The 12,332-nt window shown below is 48.3% G+C and carries 5 protein-coding genes and 2 pseudogenes; all 7 read left to right on the top strand.

The genetic code is table 11. The features are described 5' to 3' along the window. Window positions 1–13: 13 nt before the first annotated feature. The 7 genes and pseudogenes from NYZ99_RS12690 (at window position 14) to NYZ99_RS12660 (ending at window position 12,328) form a co-directional block, all read left to right on the top strand. A pseudogene (locus NYZ99_RS12690) lies at window positions 14–583 on the top strand (DUF4126 domain-containing protein). A 19-nt stretch (window positions 584–602) separates the two neighbouring features. Then, window positions 603–1,316 (top strand): 3-deoxy-manno-octulosonate cytidylyltransferase, encoded by a 714-nt coding sequence (gene kdsB, locus NYZ99_RS12685; protein ID WP_260575239.1) that lies wholly within the window; start codon window positions 603–605, stop codon window positions 1,314–1,316. Next, on the top strand, window positions 1,307–2,005 hold the full coding sequence (locus NYZ99_RS12680) for an HAD family hydrolase (protein ID WP_260571508.1): 699 nt from the start codon (window positions 1,307–1,309) through the stop codon (window positions 2,003–2,005). The genes kdsB and NYZ99_RS12680 overlap by 10 nt, the downstream gene beginning before the upstream one ends. Before the next feature lie 81 nt (window positions 2,006–2,086). Next, window positions 2,087–3,144: pseudogene (locus tag NYZ99_RS12675) on the top strand (iron-containing alcohol dehydrogenase family protein). 45 nt (window positions 3,145–3,189) lie between these two features. Beyond that, entirely contained in the window at window positions 3,190–3,723 is a 534-nt protein-coding gene (locus NYZ99_RS12670) for a 1-acyl-sn-glycerol-3-phosphate acyltransferase (RefSeq protein ID WP_260571506.1), read from the top strand. A 369-nt stretch (window positions 3,724–4,092) separates the two neighbouring features. Then, a complete protein-coding gene (locus tag NYZ99_RS12665) occupies window positions 4,093–5,724 on the top strand; it encodes a prealbumin-like fold domain-containing protein (protein ID WP_260571505.1) in 1,632 nt (543 codons plus the stop codon). Continuing rightward, the gene (locus tag NYZ99_RS12660; RefSeq protein ID WP_260575238.1) at window positions 5,606–12,328 is read left to right on the top strand and encodes a hypothetical protein; all 6,723 of its coding nucleotides are present in this window, start codon (window positions 5,606–5,608) and stop codon (window positions 12,326–12,328) included. The genes NYZ99_RS12665 and NYZ99_RS12660 overlap by 119 nt, the downstream gene beginning before the upstream one ends. The last annotated feature ends 4 nt before the right edge of the window (window positions 12,329–12,332 follow it).

Below are 12,332 nucleotides of genomic sequence, written 5' to 3'. Positions count from 1 at the left end.
GATAAAATGATTCATGACATCAGAAACCATCATTAGTATTTTTCTAGGAGTAGGGCTTGCCGCCTCTGTAGGATTTAGGGTGTTTTTGCCCTTATTCGCTTTAAGTTTAGCGGCATATTTTGATGTATGGGAGTTGAATGAAAACTGGGAATGGATAGGTAGTTTGGCCGCTTTGATTACTCTTGGGGTAGCCACCATTGTGGAGATATTTGCTTATTTTATTCCTTGGGTCGACAATTTGTTGGATAGCTTTGCCGTACCATTGGCAGCGATTGCCGGTACCGCCGTGATGGTTTCTACAGTAGCGAATTTGGATCCAGTGGTTACCTGATCCTTGGCAATCATAGCAGGAGGGGGTACGGCTACGGCCATTAGAGGGGCCGGGGCAACGGGAAGACTTGCTTCAACGGCAACAACCGGAGGTTTGGCCAATCCGGTTTTGGCGACCGTAGAAACAGGAACGGCAACAGTAGTTAGTATCGCCTCCATATTCGCGCCCATTTTGGCGGCAGTACTGGTCATTATAATTTTAGTCATCATCTTTAGGATTTATCGGAGTTTAAGGCCTAAAGCAAAAACATAGTCAAGTGAAGATAATAGCAATGATACCAGCTCGTTATGCTGCGTCTAGATTTCCGGCAAAGCTGATGCAGGATTTATTGGGCAAGCCAGTAATTGTAAGAACTTATCAGGCTACGGTCAACACAGGATTGTTTGACGAGGTGTATGTGGTTACGGATAGTGACATTATTTATGATGCTGTAGTTGGGGAAGGTGGTAAAGCACTTATGAGTCAAAAGGAACACGATTGTGGGAGTGATAGGATCGCAGAGGCAGTTATGGCTATGGATGTTGATATTATAGTAAATGTACAGGGCGACGAACCTTTTACAAATAGAGAAAGTTTGATCGGAGTCATTGAGGTATTTAAAAATGATAAGGATAAAGAGATAGATTTGGCATCTTTAATGGTTAGAATTGATGATGAGGATGAAATAAAAAATCCCAATACGGTAAAGGTAATCGTGGATAATAGAAACTTTGCCCTTTATTTCTCAAGATCCCCCATTCCATATCCACGGGCAAAAAGTGAATATACCCGTTACTATAAACATAAAGGAATTTATGCCTTTAGAAAAAGCGCCTTGATGGATTTTCAACGTTTACCCATGCTCCAATTGGAGGCTACCGAAAAAATTGAGGCCATTAGATATTTGGAATACGGAAAAAAAATTAAAATGGTAGAAACCACGGTAACGGGTATTGAAATTGATACCCCGGAGGATTTGGAAAAGGCAAAAGCTGTATGGAAATAAACTTTGATGAGATACAGGTCATTGGTTTTGATGCCGATGACACCCTTTGGGTAAATGAAACCTATTTTCGGGATGCAGAGGAAGCTTTTGCAGACCTATTGGAAAAGTATGAAACCAAAAATAAGATAGACCAAGAACTCTTTAAAATGGAGATAAAGAATTTGGAACTATATGGATATGGTATCAAGGGTTTTATGTTGTCCATGATAGAGGCGGCCCTAGAATTATCCAATAATCAGGTATCGCAATCAACTTTATCGGAAATTTTAAATTTAGGGAAGAACATGATTTCGCATCCCGTTGAGATTCTAGAAGGTGTGGTAGAGGTACTTGAAAGGTTGAAAGGGAAATATAGGTTGATAGTTTTGACCAAGGGTGATCTTTTAGATCAAGAAAGAAAGTTGGAAAGATCCAATCTTTCTGAGTATTTTCATCATGTTGAGGTTTTGAGCGACAAAAAGGAGAAAAACTATCAGGATTTGCTGGATCATTTGGAAATTAACGTAAAGAATTTTTTGATGATTGGTAACTCCCTTAAATCTGACGTACTTCCTTTGGTTAATATTGGGGCAAAGGCCGTTCATGTTCCATTCCATACTACATGGCAGCACGAGGAGGTGGCAGAACCTGAGGGAAAAAGTGGATATATGACGGTAGCAAAATTAACGGATGTGTTGAATTACCTTTAAAACGAATGGATGGAGACCAGTAATGGAATGGCAATGAAAAATGTACCTACAAGAGTATCCGAAAGGTTTAGGAATTTCCCTATGGTTCCTAGGGTCGTTTTTGGCAATGGAAGTTTTGATCAACTTGGGTATATTCTGTTACCAAAAAGAAAAAATTCCGAGGCCCCTTTTATTTTTTTGGTGGATGATGTATTTGAAGGTTCGCAATTGCAGACCAGAATACCACAAATATTTTCAGACCGAGATAATTTTTATTTCTGCGGATGAAGAACCAAAAACAAATCAGGTAGATGCTTTGGTACGTTTGATTCAAGAAACGCATCCGGAACTTCCTTCCGGTATAGTAGGAATTGGAGGGGGAACCCTTTTGGATTTATCAAAGGCAGTTGCCATTATGTTGACAAACCCAGGTAGTTCGGCGGATTATCAAGGATGGGACCTGGTTCAAAAAAAATCGCTTTATCATGTTGGTATTCCCACGATCAGCGGTACCGGTGCAGAAGTGTCTAGGACTACAGTTCTTCTTGGGCCACAGAGAAAATTAGGCATTAATTCAGATTATACCACTTTTAATCAAGTTATCCTGGACCCTGAACTTACGAAAGGCGTGCCAAAAGACCAATGGTTTTATACAGGAATGGACTGTTTTATACATTGTATAGAAAGTTTAAAAGGAACCTTTTTAAACGCATTTAGTCAAAGCTATGGTGAAAAGGCTTTGGAGCTTTGTAAAGAAGTTTTTCTTGACCCTTTGACGGTGGAAGAATCGCGTGACAAGTTGATGATGGCATCATGGCATGGCGGTATGAGCATAGCCTATTCACAAGTTGGAGTAGCGCATGCCATGAGTTATGGATTAGGATACCGACTAGGAGTAAAACATGGTCTTGGCAATTGTCTCGGTATTCCAGTATTTAGAAGAGTTTTATCCAGATGGTGTTGCTCTCTTCAATAAAATGAAGGAAAAACATCAAATCGAATTGCCAAGTGGAATTTGTGCTGATCTTAATGAAGATGATTTTGATATTATGACTTCTGTAGCCTTGGGTATGGAACCCTTATGGGAAAATGCTTTGGGAGAAAATTGGAAGTCGTTGATTACTCCAAGTAAATTGAAATCCATTTATAGGAAAATTTAGTTTTTTGCATAATCGATTTTTTTTCCTGACTCCATAAAACTTAAAATGCGGCAACTTTCCAAATTTATATACTTCAAACTTTTGGGTTGGAAAATGATAGGTGAGTTTCCTTCCCATTTAGACAAATTCGTAATTATTGTAGTACCACACACCAGTTGGTGGGATTTTGTTCTAGGGCTTTTGGTGAGAAAAGTGTTGAACGAAGAAATCAATTATATTGGTAAGAAAAGTCTTTTTGATTCACCATTTGGTTGGTTTTTTCGCTGGACTGGCGGTGCCCCAATTGACCGCAATAAGAATAACGATACTGTAAGTGCTACAGTGAAGATTTTTAATGAAAGAAAAAAATTTAGATTAGCACTCTCTCCGGAAGGAACACGCAAAAAAGTGGAAAAATGGAAAACAGGTTTTTATTTTATTGCCAAACATGCTAATGTTCCCATTGTTATGGTGGCATTCGATTATGGGAAGAAGGAGGTGAGGTTTTCAGAACCTCAAATAGTTTCCAATGACCAAGAAGCTGATATGGAAAAATATAATACTTTTTTTAAGGGTGTGGAGGGTAAAGTCATGCGATAGTGGAGTTTATTTTTGTTGATTATTGGATAATTGAATCGACTTCCTCCAAATATTTTCTAAAATAATGTCGATGATTTAATCGTGACCTTGATCGATGAAATGTGCATTTCATCGATTTTTTAATTAATTTTTAACCTGTTTATAACTTTTCAAGCAACTTCTTCCTAGATTCGTTTGTATTCCCCCACATAACTTTTTAAAGTTATAATTTTTTAATCACGGATTAAGGCCCCACATCTTAATTTTTGATACTTCTTATGATATGCTTTGGTTTTAATCAACAAAATAGCCAAACATATGGGGAACTCTACTCTTCGATTTTTTAGGACATTATTTCTGTACTCGTTCTTACTTGCATCATTCAACCTTTTGAATGGACAAACAGTCAGTACTGACAAACTTGATTATTTACCCGGAGAAATTGGATATGCTTCAGGTTCCGGTTGGGCTCCAAATGAACAGATTACACTTAATGTTCATGAAGAACCTGTATATCATCCTGATGTGGTTACCTATGTAACTGCCGATTTGAATGGAGAATTCAGTAACGTTCAAATTTATGAGTTTGAAGAGCACGATTATGGTTCTAGTTTTACGCTAACAGCGACTGGACCTATATCGGGGACAGCAGTTACCTATTTTACCGATGGGGGTCGTGATCTTTGGGCGTGGCGAAATCAGCCTGGACCTACCTTAAACTCTTGGGATCAAGGCACAACTATTCAACAAGCCAACTCAATTTATGCAGAAGGCGAGGTGATTCCTTTTGTTTGGACAATAAAATCCGGCAATCCGGCCCCGCAACTAACTGAGGGGACATTTTATACAATTGAATTGGATTGGGCATATGCAGGAGGTACTTCCGAACCTGAAAAACTATTTTTCGATTATTTGACATCATACAATGCAACCGAGGCCGCAGACTCGCCCTTTAGTCCAGGCTCAGACCTAGGTGCGGGTTTTACGGGAACATATATTAATAGTGTGCCAATACCAAATGATAATGGTGCTGGTTCGCCTAATCCAATTACTGTTGCACATCCAGCAGGCAACTTTACACTATATAATATTGATCCAGGCTCAGTTACTTTCAGTAGTTACTTAGATGATCCTGAAAACGCAAATCAAGAAGATCGAAAATTGAGAATTACTTTTACCCCTTCTAATGGGGATGCCATACTTGGTGAAAGCCTTAATGTTGGCATTGCATGGGGTGGGCACCTTGCTTCCCAAGTTGATTACGGCTTTGAAAATGGTGCAGCTGATTTTCCAGGAGCATCTCCTCAATTTGTAGTCTTTTTAGATCCAGATATCAATAATGGTCTTAGCCCTGAGGAGGAAAATGTACAGGTAAATATTAATATTAATCCTAACGCTATAATTCCACAGGGGCAGATTACTATAATTAAAGATGCTGATCCTAATGATTCCGAAGATTTTGGCTTCACTTTAACTGGGCCAAATGGGACATTTAATTTTGTACTTGATGATGATGGGGATGCAACGCTTTCAAACCAAGAGGTATTCTTTGGCTTGCAGGAGGGCGTCTATACTATTACTGAGAATCTTGTCGATGGATGGTTACTTCAAAGTATCACAACGCTTGAGAATGGTATTGAAGACTCTACAACTGGAGATATTTCTAATGTGGATGTTGGTACTAGAACGGCAACCGTAACAGTTGCGAATGGGGAAGAATGGACCGTAACTTTTCTTAATGGTGAAGTACCTTTTGATTGCCCGAATCTTAACGGTGAAACAGCTGATTTTTCAACTTGTGAAGATAATCAAGGGCAGACGTTAAGTGTTCAAACGGACATTTCTAACATTGATATTGAGTTTTTGATCTTTCCTTCACAACAAGGAGACCCATATGTGGGGGGTGGTACCCAATTGGGAACTGCGGTTACACCCAGTGACGGTACGGCAACTTCTTCAACAGGTATTAGTGGCCTTGCATCTCGGGACCTATTATGCCTATGCTTTATTAGATACGGATGACCCGGATTTAACAGACCCAAATTGTAGACCTTTTGCTGAAATAGTAATAATAGTCAACCCATTGCCTACGGCGGCCATAGAAGGCGACCTGATCATCTGCGAGGGCGAGACCACGACCCTGACCGCTAGTGGCGGAACGGAATACCTGTGGAGCACAGGGGAGACGACAGCCTCGATAGAAGTGAGCACCGCCGGTGACTATACGGTAACGGTAACGGACGCCAACGGATGCAGCGACGATGAAACGGTTAGCGTTACGGTCAACCCATTGCCTACGGCGGCCATAGAAGGCGACCTGATCATCTGCGAGGGCGAGACCACGACCCTGACCGCTAGTGGCGGAACGGAATACCTGTGGAGCACAGGGGAGACGACAGCCTCGATAGAAGTGAGCACCGCCGGTGACTATACGGTAACGGTAACGGACGCCAACGGATGCAGCGACGATGAAACGGTTAGCGTTACGGTCAACCCATTGCCTACGGCGGCCATAGAAGGCGACCTGATCATCTGCGAGGGCGAGACCACGACCCTGACCGCTAGTGGCGGAACGGAATACCTGTGGAGCACAGGGGAGACGACAGCCTCGATAGAAGTGAGCACCGCCGGTGACTATACGGTAACGGTAACGGACGCCAACGGATGCAGCGACGATGAAACGGTTAGCGTTACGGTCAACCCATTGCCTACGGCGGCCATAGAAGGCGACCTGATCATCTGCGAGGGCGAGACCACGACCCTGACCGCTAGTGGCGGAACGGAATACCTGTGGAGCACAGGGGAGACGACAGCCTCGATAGAAGTGAGCACCGCCGGTGACTATACGGTAACGGTAACGGACGCCAACGGATGCAGCGACGATGAAACGGTTAGCGTTACGGTCAACCCATTGCCTACGGCGGCCATAGAAGGCGACCTGATCATCTGCGAGGGCGAGACCACGACCCTGACCGCTAGTGGCGGAACGGAATACCTGTGGAGCACAGGGGAGACGACAGCCTCGATAGAAGTGAGCACCGCCGGTGACTATACGGTAACGGTAACGGACGCCAACGGATGCAGCGACGATGAAACGGTTAGCGTTACGGTCAACCCATTGCCTACGGCGGCCATAGAAGGCGACCTGATCATCTGCGAGGGCGAGACCACGACCCTGACCGCTAGTGGCGGAACGGAATACCTGTGGAGCACAGGGGAGACGACAGCCTCGATAGAAGTGAGCACCGCCGGTGACTATACGGTAACGGTAACGGACGCCAACGGATGCAGCGACGATGAAACGGTTAGCGTTACGGTCAACCCATTGCCTACGGCGGCCATAGAAGGCGACCTGATCATCTGCGAGGGCGAGACCACGACCCTGACCGCTAGTGGCGGAACGGAATACCTGTGGAGCACAGGGGAGACGACAGCCTCGATAGAAGTGAGCACCGCCGGTGACTATACGGTAACGGTAACGGACGCCAACGGATGCAGCGACGATGAAACGGTTAGCGTTACGGTCAACCCATTGCCTACGGCGGCCATAGAAGGCGACCTGATCATCTGCGAGGGCGAGACCACGACCCTGACCGCTAGTGGCGGAACGGAATACCTGTGGAGCACAGGGGAGACGACAGCCTCGATAGAAGTGAGCACCGCCGGTGACTATACGGTAACGGTAACGGACGCCAACGGATGCAGCGACGATGAAACGGTTAGCGTTACGGTCAACCCATTGCCTACGGCGGCCATAGAAGGCGACCTGATCATCTGCGAGGGCGAGACCACGACCCTGACCGCTAGTGGCGGAACGGAATACCTGTGGAGCACAGGGGAGACGACAGCCTCGATAGAAGTGAGCACCGCCGGTGACTATACGGTAACGGTAACGGACGCCAACGGATGCAGCGACGATGAAACGGTTAGCGTTACGGTCAACCCATTGCCTACGGCGGCCATAGAAGGCGACCTGATCATCTGCGAGGGCGAGACCACGACCCTGACCGCTAGTGGCGGAACGGAATACCTGTGGAGCACAGGGGAGACGACAGCCTCGATAGAAGTGAGCACCGCCGGTGACTATACGGTAACGGTAACGGACGCCAACGGATGCAGCGACGATGAAACGGTTAGCGTTACGGTCAACCCATTGCCTACGGCGGCCATAGAAGGCGACCTGATCATCTGCGAGGGCGAGACCACGACCCTGACCGCTAGTGGCGGAACGGAATACCTGTGGAGCACAGGGGAGACGACAGCCTCGATAGAAGTGAGCACCGCCGGTGACTATACGGTAACGGTAACGGACGCCAACGGATGCAGCGACGATGAAACGGTTAGCGTTACGGTCAACCCATTGCCTACGGCGGCCATAGAAGGCGACCTGATCATCTGCGAGGGCGAGACCACGACCCTGACCGCTAGTGGCGGAACGGAATACCTGTGGAGCACAGGGGAGACGACAGCCTCGATAGAAGTGAGCACCGCCGGTGACTATACGGTAACGGTAACGGACGCCAACGGATGCAGCGACGATGAAACGGTTAGCGTTACGGTCAACCCATTGCCTACGGCGGCCATAGAAGGCGACCTGATCATCTGCGAGGGCGAGACCACGACCCTGACCGCTAGTGGCGGAACGGAATACCTGTGGAGCACAGGGGAGACGACAGCCTCGATAGAAGTGAGCACCGCCGGTGACTATACGGTAACGGTAACGGACGCCAACGGATGCAGCGACGATGAAACGGTTAGCGTTACGGTCAACCCATTGCCTACGGCGGCCATAGAAGGCGACCTGATCATCTGCGAGGGCGAGACCACGACCCTGACCGCTAGTGGCGGAACGGAATACCTGTGGAGCACAGGGGAGACGACAGCCTCGATAGAAGTGAGCACCGCCGGTGACTATACGGTAACGGTAACGGACGCCAACGGATGCAGCGACGATGAAACGGTTAGCGTTACGGTCAACCCATTGCCTACGGCGGCCATAGAAGGCGACCTGATCATCTGCGAGGGCGAGACCACGACCCTGACCGCTAGTGGCGGAACGGAATACCTGTGGAGCACAGGGGAGACGACAGCCTCGATAGAAGTGAGCACCGCCGGTGACTATACGGTAACGGTAACGGACGCCAACGGATGCAGCGACGATGAAACGGTTAGCGTTACGGTCAACCCATTGCCTACGGCGGCCATAGAAGGCGACCTGATCATCTGCGAGGGCGAGACCACGACCCTGACCGCTAGTGGCGGAACGGAATACCTGTGGAGCACAGGGGAGACGACAGCCTCGATAGAAGTGAGCACCGCCGGTGACTATACGGTAACGGTAACGGACGCCAACGGATGCAGCGACGATGAAACGGTTAGCGTTACGGTCAACCCATTGCCTACGGCGGCCATAGAAGGCGACCTGATCATCTGCGAGGGCGAGACCACGACCCTGACCGCTAGTGGCGGAACGGAATACCTGTGGAGCACAGGGGAGACGACAGCCTCGATAGAAGTGAGCACCGCCGGTGACTATACGGTAACGGTAACGGACGCCAACGGATGCAGCGACGATGAAACGGTTAGCGTTACGGTCAACCCATTGCCTACGGCGGCCATAGAAGGCGACCTGATCATCTGCGAGGGCGAGACCACGACCCTGACCGCTAGTGGCGGAACGGAATACCTGTGGAGCACAGGGGAGACGACAGCCTCGATAGAAGTGAGCACCGCCGGTGACTATACGGTAACGGTAACGGACGCCAACGGATGCAGCGACGATGAAACGGTTAGCGTTACGGTCAACCCATTGCCTACGGCGGCCATAGAAGGCGACCTGATCATCTGCGAGGGCGAGACCACGACCCTGACCGCTAGTGGCGGAACGGAATACCTGTGGAGCACAGGGGAGACGACAGCCTCGATAGAAGTGAGCACCGCCGGTGACTATACGGTAACGGTAACGGACGCCAACGGATGCAGCGACGATGAAACGGTTAGCGTTACGGTCAACCCATTGCCTACGGCGGCCATAGAAGGCGACCTGATCATCTGCGAGGGCGAGACCACGACCCTGACCGCTAGTGGCGGAACGGAATACCTGTGGAGCACAGGGGAGACGACAGCCTCGATAGAAGTGAGCACCGCCGGTGACTATACGGTAACGGTAACGGACGCCAACGGATGCAGCGACGATGAAACGGTTAGCGTTACGGTCAACCCATTGCCTACGGCGGCCATAGAAGGCGACCTGATCATCTGCGAGGGCGAGACCACGACCCTGACCGCTAGTGGCGGAACGGAATACCTGTGGAGCACAGGGGAGACGACAGCCTCGATAGAAGTGAGCACCGCCGGTGACTATACGGTAACGGTAACGGACGCCAACGGATGCAGCGACGATGAAACGGTTAGCGTTACGGTCAACCCATTGCCTACGGCGGCCATAGAAGGCGACCTGATCATCTGCGAGGGCGAGACCACGACCCTGACCGCTAGTGGCGGAACGGAATACCTGTGGAGCACAGGGGAGACGACAGCCTCGATAGAAGTGAGCACCGCCGGTGACTATACGGTAACGGTAACGGACGCCAACGGATGCAGCGACGATGAAACGGTTAGCGTTACGGTCAACCCATTGCCTACGGCGGCCATAGAAGGCGACCTGATCATCTGCGAGGGCGAGACCACGACCCTGACCGCTAGTGGCGGAACGGAATACCTGTGGAGCACAGGGGAGACGACAGCCTCGATAGAAGTGAGCACCGCCGGTGACTATACGGTAACGGTAACGGACGCCAACGGATGCAGCGACGATGAAACGGTTAGCGTTACGGTCAACCCATTGCCGGAAAAACCTGTGTTTAAAATAGAAAATGCTAGCTGTGATACCGAGGGGTCGGCGATGGTAAGTAATTATAGATTAGGCTTGGTGTATACTTTTGTACCTTCCGGTTCAACTATTAGTGAGGGTGGGGAAATCTTGAATTTTTTATTGGATACTGCCTATTCGGTCACTGTAAAGGATTTAAAAAGTGGATGTGAGTCGGCTACGTCAATATTCAGCGTAGGTTCATGGCAGGAAATGAGCTGTAGTATCGTACAAGATCAGCTTACCACGGATCATCTAACAATGGATGGGGTGGCAACGGCAACACCTTTTGGGGGTACGGCACCGTTCACCTACTTATGGGACAATGGGGAGACCACCCAAACGGCCACCAAATTGACCTATGGGATGCATTCCGTTACCATTACGGATGCTAATGGTTGCCAAACGATGTGTCAAATAGATATTGCAAAGGAACTCTATTGTTGGGTAAACCTGATACAACATGTAACAGAGTATGGCGGTAAAGACGGAGCCGCACGTGTAAGCGGTAACGGAGGATATAGGCCCTTTACCTTCCAGTGGGATGACGGGTCTATGGAAGCGACCAACCGCTCGTTAACGGCAGGTATACATACTGTGACCATTACCGATGCTACTGGTGCGACTTCCGAATGTACTATTACAATAATGGAGCCTACCGGAAGTGCCTGTGATAAATTTACAAGTGAGGTGGAACAAGATAAGCTCACTACAGACCATCTGACCAAAGATGGTGAGGCAACGGTAACGCCATATGGGGGAAAAGCACCTTACACGTATTATTGGGACAATGGGGAAACCTCCCAAACCGCAACCACGCTGACCTATGGTATGCATTGGGTGAAAGTTACGGACGCTAATGGTTGTGAGTCGGTATCCTATATAGATATTGCCAAGGAACTCTACTGTTGGGTAAACCGGGTACAGAATGTTACGGAGTATGGCGGTAAGGACGGTGCCGCACGTGTAAGCGGTAACGGAGGATACAGGCCCTTTACATTTAAATGGGATGACGGATCTACGGAAGCGACCAACCGCTCGCTAACGGCGGGGAAACATTATGTGACAATCACGGATGCCACGGGGGCGACCTCGCAATGCAGTATTACCATAACCCAACCTGGACCGGAGGTTTGTGATGGTGTGGATAATGATGGCGATGGTAAAATAGATGAAGGGTTCGATGCGGATATGGATGGAATCCCGGACTGTTTCGATGAGTGCGATGATAGATTGGATACTGACCAGGACGGAGTACCTGATTGTTCGGACAAATGTCCCAATGGGGATGATACCGAGGATTCCGATGGTGACGGAGTGCCCGATGCCTGTGATGTAGAGGAGTGTGATGGTCTCGATAACGATGGCGATGGCAAAGTAGACGAGGGCTTCGATGCCGATATGGATGGGATTGCCGATTGCTTCGATGATTGCGATAATAGATTGGATACAGATCAGGACGGTGTGCCGGATTGTTCGGATAAGTGTCCTGGGTACGATGATAATCTGGATACCGATGGAGATGGTACCCCGGATTGTATGGATAACTGTGACGATACCGTTGACACAGACGGTGATGGTATTGCCGATTGCTACGATGAAGAAATTGATTCGCCCTGCCCGGATAACGTAAATGCTAATGGGGTATCAATGGATACTGACCTAGATGGCGTGCCGGATTGTTTGGACAAATGTCCAGGCTATGATGATGCGATGGATTCGGATGGGGACGGTACTCCGGACTGTCTCGGATGATTGC

Source organism: Maribacter litopenaei (assembly GCF_025244665.1).
Taxonomy (GTDB): Bacteria; Bacteroidota; Bacteroidia; order Flavobacteriales; family Flavobacteriaceae; genus Maribacter; species Maribacter litopenaei.
Note: the sequence above shows the minus strand (reverse complement) of the source record. Positions and strands in the feature narration are given on the sequence as shown.

Bases quoted from the DNA above. Each gene is read 5' to 3' on its own strand.
- NYZ99_RS12670 (WP_260571506.1), top strand. From the start codon at position 3,190: ATGCGGCAACTTTCCAAATTTATATACTTCAAACTTTTGGGTTGGAAA.
- kdsB (WP_260575239.1), top strand. From the start codon at position 603: ATGATACCAGCTCGTTATGCTGCGTCTAGATTTCCGGCAAAGCTGATG.
- NYZ99_RS12680 (WP_260571508.1), top strand. From the start codon at position 1,307: ATGGAAATAAACTTTGATGAGATACAGGTCATTGGTTTTGATGCCGAT.